The following is an 18,303-nucleotide window of genomic DNA, read 5'->3' on the forward strand; positions in this document are numbered from 1 at the left end:
CCGCGCGCGAAAACCTGAATCCGGTTTTGATATTTCACGGAATTTTTACCGTTTCGTGTGGATCCTGTGCGCGCGCAATCGCTACAGCTTTTACCGGCTACGCTGGACGCAGTGAACGAAAAAATACTATCGGGGCATGCCCGCGTGCATCGCTCTTTGGGGGATTGATGGATCTTTGGACCGCCTTGCAGGCACTGATTCTAGGAGTTGTAGAAGGGCTGACGGAGTTTTTGCCCATTTCGAGCACCGGACACCAGATCATCGTCGCCGATTTGCTGAACTTCGGCGGCGAACGGGCCATGGCGTTCAACATCATCATCCAGCTCGGCGCGATCCTCGCGGTGGTCTGGGAGTTTCGGCGCAAGATCCTCGACGTGGTGATCGGCCTGCCGACCCAGCCGAGCGCACGACGTTTCACCGCCAACCTGCTGATCGCCTTCCTGCCGGCCGTAGTGCTCGGCGTGATTTTTGCCGATCTGATCCACGAATACCTGTTCAACCCGATTACCGTCGCGGCGGCGCTGGTCATCGGCGGGATCATCATGTTGTGGGCCGAACAGCGCCAGCATGAAGTGCATGCGGAAACCGTCGACGAGATTCGCTGGACCGACGCGCTGAAAATCGGCTTCGCGCAATGCCTGGCGATGATTCCCGGCACCTCGCGTTCCGGCTCGACAATTATTGGCGGGTTGCTGTTCGGCCTGTCGCGCAAGACGGCCACCGAGTTCTCGTTCTTCCTCGCCATGCCAACCATGGTCGGTGCGGCGGTGTATTCCGGTTACAAATACCGCGACCTGTTCGTACCGGCGGATTTCCCGGTATTCGCCATTGGTTTTGTCACGGCGTTCATCTTCGCCATGATTGCTGTACGCGGCCTGCTCAAGTTCATCGGCAGCCACAGTTATGCAGCGTTCGCCTGGTACCGGATTGCCTTCGGCCTTTTCATTCTGGCGACCTGGCAGTTCGGCTGGGTGGACTGGTCGGCGGCCAAGGCATGAACGATTCCCGCTCGCGCCGCCCTGAGGGACGACCTTCAGGCGGGTGCCTTCAGCATCTGAAGTTGAAGCTTGGGGTGCTGCTGATCGTCTGCGCGCTGCCGCTGTTCGGCTCGCTGTCGATGTGGTTCAGCGGCATCTCGCGGGTGCCGTTGGCGGCGTACGGGATTGTCAGTGTGCTGGCGTTCTTTCTGTACTGGGCCGACAAACGCAAAGCCCGCGCCGACGCCTGGCGCACGCCGGAAAACATCCTGCATGCGGTTGAACTGGCGGGTGGCTGGCCGGGTGCTTTGATCGCGCAGCAGGTATTCCGGCACAAAACGCGCAAGGTATCGTTTCAGATTCTGTTCTGGGCGATCGTGTTGTTGCATCAGGTGTTCTGGATTGACCAGATTTTCCTCGGTTCCAACCTGCTGTCGCTGATCTAACGTGCACCGAAAATCCCCTGTGGGAGGGAGCCTGCTCGCGAACGCAATCTCATCCTCGCTGATGAGTCGCCTGACAAACCGCCTTCGCGAGCAGGCTGGCTCCAACAGGATTTGCATGCTTACAAAAGCAGGCCGATTTGAGTCTTCTTAGGCAACTTGCCCACCACCAGTTGATGCGATCGCTGCAACAAACCCTGTAATTCCTCGGCACCCAGCGGGTAGGGCGGGTGCATGATGATCCACTGCGCCCGCGCCAGATACGGCGCCGGATGAATCCCCGGGCGGTCGCAATGGCCGAGAAACAGATCCTTGTCGACCTTGAACGCCAGCGAATCCCCACGTAATCCCTGCAAGGCAAACATCTTGTTGCCGGCAATCGAGAACACCCGCACGCCGCCCCATTTGTAATCTTCCCGCGCGCCGGGCAGGGCAAGACAAAACTCGGCAACTTCGGCTTCGCTCATTCTTCCTTGTTTCATAGAAATCTGTCCCCGCAGGCATTGAACGATTCGACCAGGTGATCGATCCATGCGCGCACCGCCGGCATTACCCCGCGCCGGTGCGGATAGACCGCTTGCAGCCAGCCGCCAGGCAATGACCATTGCGGCAGCACTTGCACCAGTGTGCCGTTACGCAATTCGGTTTCGCAGAACATCATCGGCAGCACGGTAAAGCCCTGACCGGCGAGCACGCAGGCCTTGCGCACCACGAAGTCATCAATGCCCAGCCGCGCTTCCATGCTCAGATCGACGCTCTTGCCTTGCTGATCGAGCAGACGGACGTGAACCATGCGGTCGGCTTCCAGCGCGCCGAGTACCGGCAGGTTTTTCAGGTCCTGCGGATGATTGATGGTCTTGCCTTGCATGAACGCCGGGCTGGCGATCACCACTGCTTGCGCCTGACGCAAGCGGCGGGTGACCAGCAAAGGATCTTCATCACCGTGATCGCGCACACGCAACGCCACATCAATGCCTTCGGTGACCAGATCCACTCGCCGATTGAGCAGGACGACCTCCAGCTGCACCTGAGGAAACTTGCCGAGAAAGTCGCTGATCACCGTCGGCAGCATTTCATGGGCCAGACCGGTAGGGCACGACACCCGCAAGCGTCCGCGAGGCTCGCTGGACATGCTCGCCACGGCCTCGTCAGCCATCTCTGCTTCCAGCAGCATCGCCTGACAGTGGCGCAAATAGCGTTCACCGACGGCAGTGAGATTCAGTTGGCGAGTGGTGCGTTGCAGCAGACGTGCACCGAGGCGCTCTTCCAGCTCGGCAATTCTTCTCGAAAGCCGTGACTTGGGAATACCGAGCAAGCGCCCGGCGGCGGCAAAACCGCCGGCTTCGACCACTTTGGCGAAATAGTAGAGATCGTTGAGGTCCTGCATGCGCGTTTCCAGTCGTTCTATCAATGGGACGAACTATCGCATTGTCGGCGACTAATCAGCTATTGGTTTGTTGCGTAGGATTGTCTCCATTCCGTCGCCGCCGGCGATTCTTTCAGGAGAACCCACATGAAACTGTTGCACATCGATTCGAGCATTCTCGGCGACAACTCGGCTTCCCGTCAGTTGAGCCGTCAAGTCGTCGACGCCTGGCAAGCCGCCGAGCCGAGCGCCGTGGTTACCTATCGCGACCTGGCCGCAGATGCGATCAGCCACTTCTCGTCGACCACGCTGGTTGCCGCCGGCACCACCGCCGAACTGCGCGACGCTGCGCAACAGCACGAAGCCGAGCTGAGCGCTTCGACCCTGGCCGAATTCATCGCCGCCGACGCCGTGGTGATTGCCGCGCCGATGTACAACTTCACCGTTCCGACCCAGCTCAAAGCGTGGATCGACCGCGTCGCCGTGGCCGGTCAGACGTTCCGCTACACCGAAGCCGGCCCTGAAGGCCTGTGCGGCGGCAAGAAAGTGGTAATCGTGTCGACCTCTGGCGGCATCCATGCCGGTCAGGCCAGCGGCATCGCTCACGAAGAGTATCTGAAGCTGGTACTGGGCTTCCTCGGCATCACCGATATCGAGATCGTCCGTGCTGAAGGTCTGGCCTATGGCGAAGAAGTGCGCAACAACGCCATGAGCGCTGCGCAGGCAAAGATCAGCGAGCAACTGTTCGCCGCCGCGTAAGGCTTGCGTAAAGAACAGCGTCTGTTCAGGCAATCCTCAAAAAACTCTGTATTCTGATTCCGCAAGGGCTGATTACGGAGTTTTTTGTTTCTGGCTGTTACATAATCTGGCCCGGGTTATGCAGTTTCAGCACATCCGACGATGTGGTCCGACAGGGTGGGGCATTCATGAGGCATCTTTGTGCAATGTTGCTGATTTGCCTGCTGGGCAGCCTGAATTCAGTGCAGGCCGCACCGGGGCGCCACCCTGTCTGGAGCGTCGGTTATCACGAGATGACCTTTCTCGACCCGCTCGATTTGCAACCGATGCGCGCCATCGCTTTTTACCCGTCCAGTGACCGTGAGCATATGAGTTTGCTTGAGGGTTACTCGGTCGAGGCTGGAGAAGACACCAAGGTCGCCATCGGCCGCTTTCCGATGTTGATGCTCTCCCATGGCAATACCGGCACGCCGCTGGCCTTGCATGATCTGGCGACCTCGCTGGCGCGCAAGGGGTTTGTCGTGGTGGCAGTGATTCATCCCGGCGACAACTGGCGCGACCACAGCCGACTTGGCACGTTGAGCAATCTCTACGGCCGGCCAATCCAGATTTCCCAAGCGATCACCGCGACGCTCGCAGACAACATGCTGGCACCGTTCGTCAATGCTGATCAGGTTGGTGTGATCGGTTATTCGGCTGGAGGCGAGACCGCGTTGATTCTTTCCGGGGCGCAACCGGATCTGGATCGTCTGCGCCGCTATTGCCAGGAACGCCCGGACGATCACGATGCCTGCAACACCCAGGGCGAGCTGATTGTCGATCGCGACGACTTGCAGCCAGTGGCCGATCCACGGGTTCACGCGTTATTGCTGATGGCGCCACTGAGCCTGAAGTTCGGCCGCCACACCCTTGCCGATGTGCACGTACCGGTGCTGCTCTACAGCGGCGACGGCGACAAACTGGTGGCCTTCGATAAAAACGCCGCCGCCCTGGCGCGCAAACTGCCCACCGCGCCGGACTTCAAATTGCTGGCCGGAGCAGGGCACTTCGTGTTCATGGCGCCGTGCACCGAAGAGCAGATCCGCGCCATGCCGGCGTTGTGTACCGATGCCGACGGGGTGGATCGCGAGGATATTCACCGCAACCTGATCTCCGAGGCCGGACGGTTTTTTGCCCAGGCACTGGGTAAATCGAGCAGGGCGGGGATGCAGACGGCGGATCAATAACTCAAACACCGCATTCCCCTGTGGGAGCGAGCCTGCTCGCGAAAGCGGTGAGTCAGCCAGCGCATCTTTCTCTGACACGACGCCTTCGCGAGCAGGCTCGCTCCCACGGAGATTGAATTGTCTGTTTTCAGGGAAGTGCACGACGCTTGAGCAACAAGGTCAGGCCCAGCCCGGTCACCGACAACAACGCCGCGCTGAAGAAAATCCACGAATAGCCCAGATTCAACGCCACCGCGCCCATCAACGGTCCCGCGATCGCCAGTGCCAGATCGAAGAACACTGCATAAGCCCCCAACCCTGAACCACGGCTGGAACTCGGCACCTGTTTGATCGCTTCAACGCCCAGCGCCGGGTACACCAGAGACAGCCCAAACCCCGCCAGCCCTGCGCCAATCAACGCATACGCAGTGGAGGGCGCCAGCCACAACAGCACCAGCCCGACAGTTTCAACCGACATGCAAACGATGGCTGAGGCAAACCCGCCAAAGCGGGCGATGGCCGAGATAAACAGCAACCGCGAGAGAATGAAACACACGCCAAACACGGTCAGGCAGTACGCCGCGCCGGTCCAGCCTCGATTGAGGTAATAAAGAGTGATGAAGGTGGTCAGGGTGCCGTAGCCGATCGAGGCCAGCGTCAGGCTGGTGCCGTACGGCGCAATCTTGCCGAACACGGCCCAGAACGAAAGGCGCTCGCCACGAATCACCGGCACCGAGGGTTTGTTGCGGATCAACCACAGCGCACCTGCCGCCAACGCCGAAAGCGCGATGCCAAGGCTGACAAAGCCATATTCAGCGACCATCACCACGCCCAACGGCGCACCAATGGCAATCGCGCCGTAAGAAGCGATGCCGTTCCAGCCGATGGATTTTGCCGTGTGCTCGACACCGACCTGGCCCATGCACCAACTGATGGTGCCGACACCGATCAGGCCTTGGGCAATGCCAAGCAGCAGGCGCCCGGCAATCAGAATCAACAGGCTGGTCAGCGGAAAACTTTGCAGCAAGGTCGACAGCAACGTCAGCGCGCCGCTGAGGACAATCCCCCACAAGCCATAAATGATCGCCCGCTTGGTGCCCAGGGTATCTGACATGCGCCCGGCCATTGGCCGGCTGAGCAGGGTGGCGAGGTACTGCGAACCGATCACCAGGCCGGCAATGATCGCGCTGAAACCCAGTTGCTCATGGACGTAACCTGGCAATACCGCAATCGGCAGCCCGATACAGAGAAAGGCAATGAAGGTATAGAAAACGATGGAGACGATCTGCAGGGTGATCGCCAGGGAGCTTTGCGGTGGCAGTGGCTGCGCAGACATGAGCACTCGTTCGCGGGCGGCGGTGGGAGAGTTGCCGACATCATGGCGCGGGGCTGGGATAAAAGAAAGCAGGCTAACTACTTTCCCTTGGGATTGATGGGGCTGCTGACGGCCCCTTCGCGAGCAGGCTCGCTCCCACATTTGAAATGCATTCCCCTGTGGGAGCGAGCCTGCTCGCGGATATCTGCGCACCCACAATTCCCAAACGCCGAATGCAAAAAGCCCCGTCACACGGACAGGGCTTTTAACTTGCAGCTTGCAGCTTGAAACTAAAAGCTGCTCTTAGAAAACGACGCCCTGGCTACGGAGGTAGTCGTCATAAGTGCCGCTGAAGTCGGTCACGCCGTTCGGGCTCAGCTCGATGATGCGCGTGGCCAGGGAGGATACAAACTCACGGTCGTGGCTGACGAAAATCAGCGTGCCCGGGTAGTTTTCCAGCGCCAGGTTCAGTGCTTCGATCGATTCCATGTCCAAGTGGTTGGTCGGTTCGTCCATGATCAGCACGTTGGGCTTTTGCAGGATCAGCTTGCCGAACAGCATGCGACCTTGCTCACCACCGGAGATGACCTTGACCGACTTGAGGATCTCGTCGTTGGAGAACAGCATCCGGCCCAAAGTACCGCGAATCATCTGCTCGCCCTGGGTCCACTGACCCATCCAGTCGAACAGGGTGACGTCGTCTTCGAAGTCGTGAGCGTGGTCCTGAGCGTAGTAGCCCAGTTCAGCGGCGTCAGTCCATTTCACGCTACCGGCATCCGGGGTCAGTTCGTTGACCAGGGTGCGCAGCAGGGTGGTCTTGCCGATACCGTTCGGGCCGATGATCGCAACGCGCTCGCCGGCTTCAACCTGGAAGCTGAAGTCCTTGAACAATGGCTTGCCATCGAAACCCTTGGCCATTTTCTCGACCATGACCGCCTGACGGTGCAGCTTCTTGTTCTGCTCGAAACGAATGAACGGGCTGACGCGGCTGGAAGGCTTGACCTCGGCCAGCTGGATCTTGTCGATCGCCTTGGCGCGGGAGGTGGCCTGCTTGGCTTTCGAGGCGTTGGCCGAGAAGCGGCTGACGAACGATTGCAGTTCGGAAATCTGCGCTTTCTTCTTGGCGTTGTCCGACAGCAGTTGCTCGCGGGACTGGGTCGCCACGGTCATGTATTCGTCGTAGTTGCCCGGGAACAGGCGCAGCTCGCCGTAATCCAGGTCAGCCATGTGCGTGCACACGCTGTTCAGGAAGTGACGGTCGTGGGAGATGATGATCATCAGGCTGTTACGCTGGGTCAGGATGTTTTCCAGCCAGCGAATGGTATTGATGTCCAGGTGGTTGGTCGGTTCGTCGAGCAACAGCACTTCCGGATCGGAGAACAGCGCCTGCGCCAGCAACACGCGCAGTTTCCAGCCTGGCGAGACTTCGCTCATCGGGCCGAAATGCTGTTCCAGCGGAATGCCCAGACCCAGCAACAATTCGCCGGCACGGGATTCGGCGGTGTAGCCGTCCATCTCGGCGAACTCGGTTTCCAGCTCGGCAACGGCCATGCCGTCTTCTTCGGACATTTCAGCCAGCGAGTAGATGCGATCACGCTCGGCCTTGACCTTCCACAGCTCTTCGTGACCCATGATCACGGTGTCAATCACGGTGAATTCTTCGTAGGCGAACTGATCCTGGCGCAGCTTACCCAGACGCACGTTCGGCTCGAGCATGACCTGACCGCCGGACGGATCGAGATCGCCGCCGAGGATTTTCATGAAAGTCGACTTGCCGCAACCGTTGGCACCGATCAGGCCGTAGCGATTGCCTGCGCCGAATTTGACCGAAACGTTTTCGAACAGCGGCTTGGCGCCAAACTGCATCGTGATGTTAGCTGTGGAGATCAATTACCTTACCTATCAATGGGTTAGAGCTGGTCTGTGGTGCCTGGTACAAACTTGAGTACCAATCTGGAGCTTTTCCAGCTCCCCCCAGTCTGTGCTTGAGTTGAGCCAACGCGCATAAGCCGTCCGCAACTGGGGCCTTTGAAGGCAAGCTGCTGAGCGACGAGTACGGGGTTCTTGTTGGACATTGGCGCGCATTGTCGCATAACTCAGACGGCAGTTATATGGCAGGCAAACCGGCGTTCGCATCGGCTCGTCCGAGAAGTAATTGATATCCGCTGATCAAAATCTCAAAAAACCGAATGAACTCACTCGGCCATTTTCACTTCGGAAAGTGGAGCAGCAGCCATTTCGTTCAATCGAGTGAGGAACAAGCCATGCGAGCAATGACCTATCACGGCGCTCATGACGTGCGCGTCGAAACCGTACCGGACCCGAAACTTGAAGCCGCCGACGACATCATCCTGCGCGTCACCGCCACCGCCATCTGCGGGTCGGACCTGCACCTGTACCGAGGCAAGATACCCACCGTCGAACATGGCGATATCTTTGGCCATGAGTTCATGGGTATCGTCGAAGAAACCGGCCCAGCCGTCACGGCGGTGCAGCGCGGCGACCGCGTGGTGATTCCCTTCGTGATCGCCTGTGGCGATTGCTTCTTCTGTCAGCAAGAGCTTTACGCCGCCTGCGAGACCACCAATGAAGGCCCTGGCGCGGCGCTGAACAAGAAAATGATTCCGCCACCTGCGGCGCTGTTCGGCTACAGCCGTCTGTATGGCGGAATTCCCGGTGGCCAGGCGGAACTGGTGCGCGTGCCGAAAGCCAATACCGGCCCGTTCAAGGTGCCGGGCACGCTGTCGGACGAGAAAGTGCTGTTTCTCTCTGACATCCTGCCGACTGCCTGGCAAGCGGTGATCAACGCCGGCGTTAAACAGGGTTCGAGTCTGGCGATCTACGGCGCCGGGCCGGTCGGTTTGCTCACCGCAGCCTGCGCGAGAATGCTCGGTGCTGAGCTGATTTTCATGGTCGACCATCACCAGTACCGCCTCGATTATGCCCAGCGCACCTACGGCGTGATTCCGATCAACTTCGATAAGGACGATGACCCGGCGGATACCATTACCAGCCAGACTCCCGGCCATCGCGGCGTCGATGCGGTGGTCGATGCCGTCGGCCTTGAAGCCAAGGGCAGCACCACCGAAACGGTCATGGCTACACTCAAGCTTGAAGGCAGCAGCGGCAAGGCCTTGCGCCAGTGCATCGCCGCCGTCCGGCGCGGTGGTGTGGTCAGCGTCCCGGGCGTATATGCCGGGTTCATCCACGGTTTTATGTTCGGCGATGCTTTCGACAAGGGCCTGACCTTCAAAATGGGCCAGACTCACGTACAGCGTTTTCTGCCGGAGCTGCTTGGCTACATCGAAACCGGCAAGTTGCAGCCCGAAGCGATCATCACTCACAGGCTGTCTCTGGAGCAGGCGGCCGAGGGTTACAAGATCTTCAATAAGAAGCAGGAAGAATGCCGCAAGGTGATTCTGACGCCGGGTGGCAGCGATGTTCCGCTGGCGCAGCTGGATGAAACCACGCCGTTCGTACCGGCCACCTGAAACCGAGGACTTTTCATGGCGCTACCGTCATCTTCGTTCGCAGCTCCCGTGCGAGCATGGTTTGTGAACCTGTCGCGCACGGGCTGGGGAGGGCGCATTTTCTGGCTGACCCTGGTCGGTGTAACCGTGTTGCTGTTGATCAGTGGCTACACCGGTTTGGTCAGTACCGGCCGCGACACGCTACGCCTCGCCACTCTCGGCGGTCTGTCGGGTTTTGCCGCCACGGCAATCGGTGCGTTGCTGGCCCTGGTGTTGCGGGCGATTACTTCGCGAACTCAAGACACCATGCTCGGGTTTGCGGCAGGGATGATGTTGGCTGCCAGTTCCTTTTCACTGATCCTGCCGGGGATTGCGGCGGCGAAGGAAGCGGTGAGCAGTCCCATGCTCGCCGCTGCCGTCGTAGTTGCCGGCATGGCTTTGGGCGTAGCGTTGATGGTCGGCCTCGACCGCTTCGTCCCCCACGAACACGAAAAGAGCGGCCGGCGCGGCCCCGAAGCCAAGCGCTTCAATCGGGTCTGGCTGTTCGTGCTGGCGATCACCCTGCACAACCTTCCGGAAGGCATGGCGATCGGCGTCAGCTTCGCCACTGGTGACATGAAAATCGGCCTGCCGCTGACGACGGCCATTGCCATTCAGGACATTCCAGAAGGACTAGCGGTCGCGTTGGCATTGCGCGTGACCGGCATTTCCGCAGGGCGTGCAGCGTTGATTGCCGCCGCTTCAGGATTGATGGAACCGTTGGGCGCGATCATCGGTTTGGGCATCACCAATAGTTTTGCGTTGGGTTTTCCGGTGGCGATGGGCCTGGCGGCGGGCGCGATGATCTTTGTGGTGTCGCATGAAGTGATTCCGGAAACTCACCGCAACGGCCACGAAACACCGGCCACGCTCGGGCTGATGCTTGGCTTCGGCGTGATGATGTTTCTCGATACCGCTTTGGGTTAAAAAACCGACGTGCACCACTGAGCGTATCGTCTCGCACAAAAAAGGAATTTTTTTCAGCGCCAATCACTCTTTCGTTTATAGGCAATGCCAATAACGCAGGGGAATGAGTCATGTCGCTGATCGAAATCCCGACCAGGAAGTCTTCGGGTAAAACATCCACGCCGGCGGATACCGAGCGCCGGCTCTATGACCGATTGCTGGCGGAAGACTCCACGGTTGATCGTGCGGCACTGGACTTCCTGCGCCGGCAGCTGAGCAAGGCGGCTGCGCTGTCTGACGATTTGCCGGCCAGCGCCGAAGAGCTGCTGCAATGGTCGGAAACCCGCTGCGCCAGCGTGGCGGCCGAGTACGCCGATTACCTCGAGCAACGTCAGCAGGGCGCGCCGCGCCGCTATTTCCGCAACAAATCCCACGCGTTGTATTTCATCTTGCATGTGGCACCGACCAAAGAGGTCGATGGCGCCTGGTTGGCCGGGCTGTTGCCGCAGTGGCAGGACCCGCGTTTCGACGATTTGCTCGATACCTATCTTGAAGAGCTGGGCGAGGGCGTGCCACGGCAGAATCATGTGGTGATCTATCGCAAGCTGCTCGCCGAGCATGAATGCTCTGATCTGAGCGGTCTTGCCGACGAGTATTTTCTGCAAGGCGCGGTGCAGCTGGCACTGGGACGTTTCGGCGGGCAGTTTCTGCCAGAAGTCATCGGCTTCAACCTCGGCTACGAGCAACTGCCGCTGCACTTGTTGATCAGTGCTTATGAGCTAGCGGAGCTGGGCATCGATCCGCACTATTTCCGCCTGCACGTGACCATCGACAACGCCAGCACCGGCCATGCGCGCAAGGCAGTGCAATCAATGCTCGAGCTGTTGCCACTTGGCGATGAACGCGATGAGTTCTACCGGCGCATGGCCGTCGGTTATCGCCTCAACGACGTGGGCAAAGGCACAACCGCCGTCATCACAGAGTTTGATCTGGACCACGAAGTCATCGCCATGCTTGAGCGTAAAGCTGTCTTTGGCCGGCACATGCATTCCGACTACTGCCGCATCGAAAACCGCACCATCAATCAGTGGCTGGCCACGCCGGGACAGATGGGCGAGTTTCTTTCGGCGCTGGAGCGCAAAAGCTGGATCAAACGCGGCGAGGCGGTGGAAGAAAGTCGCTTCTGGCGGTTGATCGACGGCAGCGACGCGGCGATGTTCGGTGTGTTCAACGGTTATGAGAAACAGCTGTTGCGCGACTGGATCACTCAGGATTGCCCGGCCTCCCGGCCTCGGCCTTACGTACGCCGCGAAGCTGCCGTCGAAGAAACCTTTGACGATGACGCCGATCTGCTCAACCTGGAAGCGGCACTGGCCGACAAGCCTGCCGCCGAACAGATGTCATTGTTGATGCCATGGCTGCAACCCCAGCGGCACTGGCGTCCGGCCGGACTTTTCGCGACGCGTCGCTTCATGCAACTGCGCGCCCGCTTGCGTTGAAACAAGGAGGCTTCATGTCGGCACAAGAAACATCGGACAGAGCGCTGTTCGAGCTGGGCAAGCGCCTGCTCGACAGCGGTTATCACTTCATTACCCCAACGCCGTTGACCCACGAACGTTTTCTGCAGCGCTTTGCCACGCCTTTGGCGAAAGATCTGCGTGATGTGTTTGGCTGGTCGATGCCGTTTCCTTCAGAGCTGTTTCGCGCAGAAGAACTGGCCACGCTGGAGCAGGCCGGCGTAGTCGAACGCGATGGCGCGGTGTGGCGCAGTCAAGTGCGCTGGTCGACGCTCAATGAGCGGTTGTTCGCTCATTCCGCCTTCCCGACAACCGCGAGCGATGCGGTGTTCTTCGGTCCGGATACCTACCGTTTCGCTCAGGCCATAGAAGCGCAGTTGCAGCAGCGCTTTTCGCCGATCATGCGCGCAGTAGACATCGGCTGCGGCAGCGGCGCCGGGGCGGTGCTCATCGCCAAAGCAAGGCCGGATGCCCAAGTGCTGGCGGTGGATATCAATCCGCAGGCGTTGCGCATGAGTGCCGTCAACGCTGAGCTGGCCGGGGCCAACAACGTGTCGGTGTACCACAGTGATCTGCTCGCCAGTGTCGAAGGTCAGTTCGACTTGATCATCGCCAACCCGCCGTATATGAACGACCAGCAACAGCGCGCTTATCGCCACGGCGGCGGGGCGCTGGGCGAGGGCTTGTCGGTGCGGATCGTGCGTGAGGCGTTGCCGCGCCTGGAAGTCGGCGGCACGTTACTTGTGTATACCGGCGTAGCGATCGTTGCCGGGCAGGACCCGTTCCGCGAGGCCGTGGCGCCTCTGCTCAAGGGCGAACGTTTTGGCTGGACTTATCGTGAACTCGATCCGGACGTGTTCAGTGAGGAATTGCTCAAGCCGGAATATGAGCGCGCCGAGCGAATCGCCGTGGTCGCACTGACGGTAACCCGGGAGCAGTGACCGACGTGTGGGCCACTGCTGACGCGGTGGCCTTCAGCGATTTCTGATGCGCGAGATCGTCAGCAGGCAAACCCCTACCAGCATCGCGGCCCCGGCTACCAACAGCGGCGAAGGGCGAATCGGCTGCCGCGAGATACGCTCGATGCGCCCGGTGAGGGAGGCGCGCACCGGCGCAAGAGGTTCCGCCAGATAAGGCGCCTCTTCGATCTCCAGGCGTAAGCCGTCCGGCATCACCAGCGTCAGCCCTTCGATCGTGCCGGCAATTCTGCCCGGATAAACCGGCTCACCGGTCGGGTCGAGCTGGTCGTAGAAAAACATTTGCCCTTCAAGCCAGCCGACGGCGGTCTGCAATTCAGGCCCCAGGTAATACTTTCCATCGAGAAAAAAGCCAGAGAATTGCGGCGCGCGCTCGACGCTTTCAATGCGATAGCGCTGACCTGGTTTCATACCGGTTTGTGGGGCGATCATGGGGGTTCCTCCGTTATTGGTAAGCGATAGAGGAGCGCGTGCCAAGCGTGGTTCCATCGAAATGAGCAACGGGCGTTGCGCCTGTTTGTATGACGCGCAGGCATTACACAAAAGCAGGCAAGACAGTTTTTCACAGTTGAGGGTTCACTATCGGTTACGAACTGTGGCTAAAATGCCACCCTTTCACCGAGCGCCCGGAAACGGCGCGGGCCATGGACGCGCCCTGTGCATCAAGACCGCTGCATAAGACGCTGGGCCTCAGGTCGCCACGCGCGCAGTTTGTTCACTTTTGACGTGTGACCCTTTTCCGTGAAACTCATCATTGCCGCTGTTTATGTCATCTCTATTGCTTACGTTCACTTGCGTGGACGCGTGCGCCACAAGCTGGGGCGGCAACTGAGTGACCACTCGACGTTCCTCGCGCCGATCAACTGCTTCCTCTATCTGTTTTCGAAAATTCCCAACAAGCCGTATCTGAACCCGGCGGACTTTCCCGATCTGAGCCCGTTGCAGGCGCACTGGCAAGAGATTCGCGAGGAGGGCCAGAATCTGTTGCGTGCCGGCGAGATCAAGCGCTCGAATCAGTATGACGATGTCGGCTTCAACTCTTTCTTCAAGACTGGCTGGAAGCGCTTCTACCTCAAGTGGTACGGCGACAGCCATCCATCGGCGATGAAGCTGTGCCCCCGCACCACTGAATTGGTGCAGAGCATCGGCTCAATCAAGGCGGCGATGTTTGCCGAGCTGCCACCGGGCTCTAAGCTGGTGCGCCACCGCGATCCGTACGCCGGTTCCTATCGTTATCACCTGGGTCTGGATACGCCGAATGATCCCGGCTGCTATATCAACGTCGACGGTGAGAACTATCACTGGCGCGATGGCGAAGCGGTGATGTTCGACGAGACGTTTATTCATTACGCTGAAAACACCACGGATCAGAACCGGATCATTCTGTTCTGTGACATTGAGCGGCCGTTGAAGTACCGCTGGGCGGCGGCGTTCAACCGCTGGTTCAGCCGCACCGTGATGTCAGCGGCAGGCGCGCCGAATGATGCGGGGGACAAGACCGGTGGTATCAACCGCTTGTTTACCAAGATCTACAAGATCCGTTTGCGCGGCAAAGAGCTGAAGAAGCGCAACCGTACGCGGTATTACCTGGAGAAGTGGGCGATTTTTGCGGCGTTGTTGGCGATCTTTATTCTGATCTGAGACTTGCGGTGTCAGTACCGGCCTCTTCGCGAGCAGGCTCGCTCCCACATTTTGAAATGCGTTTCCCTGTGGGAGCGAGCCTGCTCGCGAAGGCGGCCTCACTTCAAACATACCTCTAGCTGGCCCAACGCTTACTCCCCGGACGCCTTCCGAGTCTTCTTCGCCGGCGCCGCCTTACTGGTTGATTTGGCCTTGGGCTTGGCCGGTGCCTTGCCGCCGAGGCTGCGTTTGAGCAGCTCGGTCAAGTCGATAACATCGGCAGTCTTGCGTTCTTCCTCGCCAGTGGTGGTCTCGACGTCCTCGATCTTGCCTTCGTGGGCTTTTTTCTCGACCAGCGCCATGATCTTGTTTTCGAACTCGTCCTTGTAGTCCTCAGGCGACCACTCCGAGGTCATGTCTTCAACCAGACGTTTGGCCATGTCCAGCTCACCCTTGGCCAATTGCGGTTTGGTCACTTCACTGCCCAGCGCCAGTTCATCAAGACTGCGCACTTCCTGCGGCCAGCGCAGTTTCACCAGAACCAGCGCCGACTCCAGCGGCATCAACGCGGCCAGGTATTGACGGGTATGCAGGACAACGCGGGCGAGGGCGACCTTGTTGGTTTTGCTCAGGGTTTCGCGCAGCAACGCGTAGACCTTGCCGCCGCGCTTGTCTGGCGCCAGGTAATAGGGCGTGTCGATGTTCTGCAGCGGAATCTGCTCGGCGTCGACGAACGAGAAAATGTCGATGGTCTGTGTCGAGACGGGGTGCGCCGAGCGGATTTCTTCCTCGCTGAGCACCACGTAGCGGCCCTTTTCGTAGGCCACGCCTTTGACGATGTTCTCTTTGGTGACTTCCTTGCCGGTGACCTTGTTGATGCGTTTGTAGCCCACCGGGTCCATGCTGCGGCTGTCGAGCCAATCGAAGTCCACGCCTTGGGACGACGTCGCTGAAACCAGCGCCACGGGGATGTGTACCAGTCCAAAACTGATTGCGCCTTTCCAGATTGCCCGAGCCATGACTTGTCCTCCGAGTGATGATCAGGTGACCCGTGGCGCGGCGAGAAAGTTTCCAGTGATTGCGCGGCTTCCAGCGGTACGGTCAAGCCGTGTTACATGTTGTTTAAGGCACGAGGGTTAACAAATCCGAACCCACGGCGTAGCGTGGGCTCCAAGGCTCTAGTCCACGCACATCGAGAGGTATTCCCATGAACCGGTTTCTGATTGGCATCGCCGTCCTCGCCTTAAGTGGTGGCCTGGTTCATGCCGATGTCGTGCTCGCACAAAGCCCCACCGGCAACAGCAACAATCCCTACAACAGCCCGATCCGCCGGGCCAATCCCAACAGCATGCAGGGCACCCAGCCCAGCGCTCCGCCGCTTCGCGGGCCGAACACCGTTCCCGTGCCACGTCAGCCGACCGTTGAAAATCGCGGCATCGGCAATGGTCAACCGATTCGTTCGGTGCCGAGCAATCCGCCAACCTTCATTCCCAACCCGCCCTCACGGGGCACCGGCAACAACCGTTGAACGGCAGGACTGATGTTCTGTCAGTCTTTCACACGAACAAAAGGAATCGTGCATGTTGCGTAAAACCCTACTAGCCACCTGCTGCGCCGCCGCGCTGATCAGTGCCCCGGCGTTCGCCGCCGCGCCCAAAGAGCTGAAAAGCGAACAGGGCATTCTTGAAGTCACCACCATTGCCCAAGGCCTGGAACATCCCTGGGCACTGGCGTTTCTGCCTGATCAGAAGGGCATGCTGGTGACCGAACGTCCGGGTCATCTGCGCGTTGTGAGCAAGGACGGCAAACTGTCGGAGCCGATCAGTGGCGTGCCGCAAGTCTGGGCCAAAGGGCAGGGCGGTTTGCTTGATGTGGCGCTGTCGCCAGACTTCAAGCAGGACCGCATGGTCTACCTGTCGTACGCAGAAGGCGGTGGTGAGGGCGGCAACGCTGGTACGGCGGTAGGGCGCGGACGGCTTTCCGATGACCTGAAGACGCTGAAGGACTTCAATGTGATCTTCCGTCAGGAACCGAAACTGTCGGTGAGCAACCACTTCGGTTCACGCCTGGTGTTCGATCGCGACGGGTATCTGTTCATCACCCTCGGCGAAAACAACGACCGCCCGACTGCGCAGGACCTCGACAAGCTGCAAGGCAAAGTCGTACGCATCTTCCCGGACGGCAAAGTGCCGGACGATAACCCTTTCGTTGGCCAATCCGGTGTCAGGCCTGAAATCTGGTCCTATGGCCTGCGTAACCCGCAGGGCGCGGCGCTCAATCCGTGGACCGGCACGCTGTGGGAGAACGAACACGGGCCACGTGGCGGTGATGAAGTGAACATCATCGAGCGCGGCAAAAACTACGGCTGGCCGTTGGCGACCCATGGCATCAATTACTCGATGCAGCCGATTCCAGAGGCCAAGGGCAAAACTGCTGAAGGCACCGTGGCGCCGCATCATGTCTGGGAAAAATCCCCCGGGGTTACCGGCATGGCGTTCTACGACGCCGATCGCTTCACGCCGTGGCAGCACAACGCGTTTATCGGCGCACTGGTGAGTCAGGAACTGATTCGCCTGCAGTTCGATGGCGACAAAGTCGTCCATGAGGAGCGTTTGCTGGGTGAGTTGAACAAGCGCATACGCGATGTGCGCCAAGGGCCGGATGGCTATCTGTATGTGCTGACGGATGAAGAAAATGGCTCGCTGTACAGGCTGGGGCTTAAATAAGCCAATCGATCGTTCCCACGCTCTGCGTGGGAATGCAGCCCGGGACGCTGCGCGTCCCAAAAGATCGCAGCCTTCGGCTGCTCCCCAATCAGCCGCGCCAGTCAGTCCCGCATTTGGCCGAACCGCCGCCCCGTTGCCTTGTTATAGTTCGGGCCTTATTTCCCAGCTCGGTAAAGGATCACTGCCATGACTCAATACTCCGCCTTCAGCGTCGAACTGGCCGACAACATCGCGCATGTGCAGATCAATCGCCCGGAAAAGATCAACGCAATGAACGCGGCGTTCTGGAGCGAAATCATCGAGATATTCCAATGGATCGACGATACCGACGAAGTCCGCGTGGTGGTGCTCAGCGGTAATGGCAAACATTTTTCTTCCGGCATCGACCTGATGATGCTTGCCGGCGTCGCCAATGAGCTGGGCAAGGACGTGGGCCGCAATGCGCGCCTGCTGCGGCGCAAGATCCTTAATCTGCAAGCCTCGTTCAACGCCGTCGACAACTGCCGCAAACCGGTGCTTGCTGCGATTCAGGGCTATTGCCTGGGCGGGGCGATCGATCTGATCTCGGCTTGTGACATGCGTTATGCCGCCGAGGACGCGCAATTTTCCATCAAGGAAATTGACATCGGCATGGCCGCTGACGTCGGTACGCTGCAACGGTTGCCGCGAATCATCGGAGACGGCATGCTGCGTGAACTGGCATACACCGGTCGCACCTTTGGCGCCGAGGAAGCACGCAGCATGGGCCTGGTCAATCGCGTCTACAGCGACAAGGACACACTGCTCGAAGGCGTATTCGGCATTGCCCGTGACATCGCGGCGAAGTCGCCGATTGCCGTGACCGGCACCAAGGAAATGATCAGCTACATGCGCGATCATCGCATCGACGATGGTCTCGAATACGTTGCCACCTGGAACGCCGCCATGCTGCAATCCACCGATCTGCGCGTGGCCATGGCCGCCCACATGAGCAAACAGAAACCCGAATTTCTGGATTGAGTTAA

The 18,303-nt window shown here is 59.4% G+C and carries 18 protein-coding genes; 12 read left to right on the top strand and 6 right to left on the bottom strand.

The window, feature by feature from the left end; translation table 11 throughout:
- Positions 1-167 precede the first annotated feature (167 nt).
- Together NF676_RS13780 and NF676_RS13785 are read left to right on the top strand one after the other, a co-directional pair.
- A complete protein-coding gene (locus NF676_RS13780) occupies positions 168-998 on the top strand; it encodes an undecaprenyl-diphosphate phosphatase (RefSeq protein ID WP_016774688.1) in 831 nt (276 codons plus the stop codon).
- Positions 995-1,423, top strand: a complete 429-nt coding sequence (locus NF676_RS13785; RefSeq protein ID WP_252887929.1) for a DUF1294 domain-containing protein — start codon at positions 995-997, stop codon at positions 1,421-1,423. The genes NF676_RS13780 and NF676_RS13785 overlap by 4 nt, the downstream gene beginning before the upstream one ends.
- Before the next feature lie 119 nt (positions 1,424-1,542).
- Here the strand turns inward: NF676_RS13785 and NF676_RS13790 are convergent, their stop codons facing one another.
- Both NF676_RS13790 and NF676_RS13795 read right to left on the bottom strand, forming a co-directional pair.
- Positions 1,543-1,902, bottom strand: coding sequence for an MmcQ/YjbR family DNA-binding protein (locus NF676_RS13790; RefSeq protein ID WP_110645259.1), 360 nt, complete (start codon positions 1,900-1,902; stop codon positions 1,543-1,545).
- The gene (locus tag NF676_RS13795; protein WP_252887930.1) at positions 1,899-2,807 is read right to left on the bottom strand and encodes a LysR substrate-binding domain-containing protein; all 909 of its coding nucleotides are present in this window, start codon (positions 2,805-2,807) and stop codon (positions 1,899-1,901) included. The genes NF676_RS13790 and NF676_RS13795 overlap by 4 nt, the downstream gene beginning before the upstream one ends.
- A gap of 126 nt (positions 2,808-2,933) precedes the next feature.
- Here NF676_RS13795 and NF676_RS13800 point away from each other — a divergent pair, with 126 nt between their 5' ends.
- A complete protein-coding gene (locus NF676_RS13800) occupies positions 2,934-3,545 on the top strand; it encodes an FMN-dependent NADH-azoreductase (protein WP_016774691.1) in 612 nt (203 codons plus the stop codon).
- A gap of 167 nt (positions 3,546-3,712) precedes the next feature.
- Entirely contained in the window at positions 3,713-4,750 is a 1,038-nt protein-coding gene (locus tag NF676_RS13805; RefSeq protein WP_150635350.1) for an alpha/beta hydrolase family protein, read from the top strand.
- Positions 4,751-4,877: 127 nt separating this feature from the next.
- Here the strand turns inward: NF676_RS13805 and NF676_RS13810 are convergent, their stop codons facing one another.
- Together NF676_RS13810 and NF676_RS13815 are read right to left on the bottom strand one after the other, a co-directional pair.
- Positions 4,878-6,065 (bottom strand): MFS transporter, encoded by a 1,188-nt coding sequence (locus tag NF676_RS13810; protein WP_056785939.1) that lies wholly within the window; start codon positions 6,063-6,065, stop codon positions 4,878-4,880.
- Positions 6,066-6,347: 282 nt separating this feature from the next.
- The gene (locus NF676_RS13815; RefSeq protein WP_016774693.1) at positions 6,348-7,934 is read right to left on the bottom strand and encodes an ABC-F family ATPase; all 1,587 of its coding nucleotides are present in this window, start codon (positions 7,932-7,934) and stop codon (positions 6,348-6,350) included.
- A 374-nt stretch (positions 7,935-8,308) separates the two neighbouring features.
- Here NF676_RS13815 and NF676_RS13820 point away from each other — a divergent pair, with 374 nt between their 5' ends.
- The 4 genes from NF676_RS13820 (at position 8,309) to NF676_RS13835 (ending at position 12,917) form a co-directional block, all read left to right on the top strand.
- Positions 8,309-9,535, top strand: a complete 1,227-nt coding sequence (locus NF676_RS13820) for a zinc-dependent alcohol dehydrogenase (protein WP_252887931.1) — start codon at positions 8,309-8,311, stop codon at positions 9,533-9,535.
- Between the two features lie 15 nt (positions 9,536-9,550).
- A complete protein-coding gene (locus NF676_RS13825; protein ID WP_252887932.1) occupies positions 9,551-10,480 on the top strand; it encodes a ZIP family metal transporter in 930 nt (309 codons plus the stop codon).
- A 110-nt stretch (positions 10,481-10,590) separates the two neighbouring features.
- On the top strand, positions 10,591-11,958 hold the full coding sequence (locus tag NF676_RS13830) for an iron-containing redox enzyme family protein (RefSeq protein ID WP_056785944.1): 1,368 nt from the start codon (positions 10,591-10,593) through the stop codon (positions 11,956-11,958).
- 14 nt (positions 11,959-11,972) lie between these two features.
- Positions 11,973-12,917 carry a methyltransferase gene (locus NF676_RS13835; protein WP_252887933.1) on the top strand — a complete coding sequence of 315 codons (945 nt, stop codon included), beginning with the start codon at positions 11,973-11,975 and terminating at the stop codon, positions 12,915-12,917.
- A 33-nt stretch (positions 12,918-12,950) separates the two neighbouring features.
- Here NF676_RS13835 and NF676_RS13840 read toward each other — a convergent pair whose 3' ends face one another.
- Complete coding sequence (locus tag NF676_RS13840) at positions 12,951-13,385, bottom strand: hypothetical protein (protein ID WP_056785950.1); 435 nt, start codon at positions 13,383-13,385, stop codon at positions 12,951-12,953.
- A 309-nt stretch (positions 13,386-13,694) separates the two neighbouring features.
- Between NF676_RS13840 and lpxO the strand changes: the two genes are divergently transcribed.
- Entirely contained in the window at positions 13,695-14,594 is a 900-nt protein-coding gene (lpxO, locus tag NF676_RS13845) for a lipid A hydroxylase LpxO (RefSeq protein WP_041480397.1), read from the top strand.
- A gap of 131 nt (positions 14,595-14,725) precedes the next feature.
- Here lpxO and ku read toward each other — a convergent pair whose 3' ends face one another.
- The gene (ku, locus tag NF676_RS13850; RefSeq protein ID WP_252887934.1) at positions 14,726-15,592 is read right to left on the bottom strand and encodes a non-homologous end joining protein Ku; all 867 of its coding nucleotides are present in this window, start codon (positions 15,590-15,592) and stop codon (positions 14,726-14,728) included.
- A gap of 188 nt (positions 15,593-15,780) precedes the next feature.
- On the opposite strand from ku, the gene NF676_RS13855 reads away from it, so the two are divergent.
- The 3 genes from NF676_RS13855 (at position 15,781) to NF676_RS13865 (ending at position 18,298) form a co-directional block, all read left to right on the top strand.
- The gene (locus NF676_RS13855) at positions 15,781-16,101 is read left to right on the top strand and encodes a hypothetical protein (protein ID WP_095179998.1); all 321 of its coding nucleotides are present in this window, start codon (positions 15,781-15,783) and stop codon (positions 16,099-16,101) included.
- Between the two features lie 52 nt (positions 16,102-16,153).
- Positions 16,154-17,299, top strand: coding sequence for a PQQ-dependent sugar dehydrogenase (locus NF676_RS13860; RefSeq protein ID WP_252887935.1), 1,146 nt, complete (start codon positions 16,154-16,156; stop codon positions 17,297-17,299).
- Positions 17,300-17,485: 186 nt separating this feature from the next.
- The gene (locus NF676_RS13865; protein WP_122881052.1) at positions 17,486-18,298 is read left to right on the top strand and encodes a crotonase/enoyl-CoA hydratase family protein; all 813 of its coding nucleotides are present in this window, start codon (positions 17,486-17,488) and stop codon (positions 18,296-18,298) included.
- The last annotated feature ends 5 nt before the right edge of the window (positions 18,299-18,303 follow it).

It is taken from the genome of Pseudomonas siliginis, assembly GCF_024072275.1.
In the GTDB taxonomy this organism is placed as follows: Bacteria; Pseudomonadota; Gammaproteobacteria; order Pseudomonadales; family Pseudomonadaceae; genus Aquipseudomonas; species Aquipseudomonas siliginis.

Coding starts and splice junctions, on each gene's coding strand:
- NF676_RS13780 (WP_016774688.1), top strand. CDS start 168: ATGGATCTTTGGACCGCCTTGCAGGCACTGATTCTAGGAGTTGTAGAA.
- NF676_RS13785 (WP_252887929.1), top strand. CDS start 995: ATGAACGATTCCCGCTCGCGCCGCCCTGAGGGACGACCTTCAGGCGGG.
- NF676_RS13790 (WP_110645259.1), bottom strand. CDS start 1,902: ATGAAACAAGGAAGAATGAGCGAAGCCGAAGTTGCCGAGTTTTGTCTT.
- NF676_RS13795 (WP_252887930.1), bottom strand. CDS start 2,807: ATGCAGGACCTCAACGATCTCTACTATTTCGCCAAAGTGGTCGAAGCC.
- NF676_RS13800 (WP_016774691.1), top strand. CDS start 2,934: ATGAAACTGTTGCACATCGATTCGAGCATTCTCGGCGACAACTCGGCT.
- NF676_RS13805 (WP_150635350.1), top strand. CDS start 3,713: ATGAGGCATCTTTGTGCAATGTTGCTGATTTGCCTGCTGGGCAGCCTG.
- NF676_RS13810 (WP_056785939.1), bottom strand. CDS start 6,065: ATGTCTGCGCAGCCACTGCCACCGCAAAGCTCCCTGGCGATCACCCTG.
- NF676_RS13820 (WP_252887931.1), top strand. CDS start 8,309: ATGCGAGCAATGACCTATCACGGCGCTCATGACGTGCGCGTCGAAACC.
- NF676_RS13825 (WP_252887932.1), top strand. CDS start 9,551: ATGGCGCTACCGTCATCTTCGTTCGCAGCTCCCGTGCGAGCATGGTTT.
- NF676_RS13830 (WP_056785944.1), top strand. CDS start 10,591: ATGTCGCTGATCGAAATCCCGACCAGGAAGTCTTCGGGTAAAACATCC.
- NF676_RS13835 (WP_252887933.1), top strand. CDS start 11,973: ATGTCGGCACAAGAAACATCGGACAGAGCGCTGTTCGAGCTGGGCAAG.
- NF676_RS13840 (WP_056785950.1), bottom strand. CDS start 13,385: ATGATCGCCCCACAAACCGGTATGAAACCAGGTCAGCGCTATCGCATT.
- ku (WP_252887934.1), bottom strand. CDS start 15,592: ATGGCTCGGGCAATCTGGAAAGGCGCAATCAGTTTTGGACTGGTACAC.
- NF676_RS13855 (WP_095179998.1), top strand. CDS start 15,781: ATGAACCGGTTTCTGATTGGCATCGCCGTCCTCGCCTTAAGTGGTGGC.
- NF676_RS13860 (WP_252887935.1), top strand. CDS start 16,154: ATGTTGCGTAAAACCCTACTAGCCACCTGCTGCGCCGCCGCGCTGATC.
- NF676_RS13865 (WP_122881052.1), top strand. CDS start 17,486: ATGACTCAATACTCCGCCTTCAGCGTCGAACTGGCCGACAACATCGCG.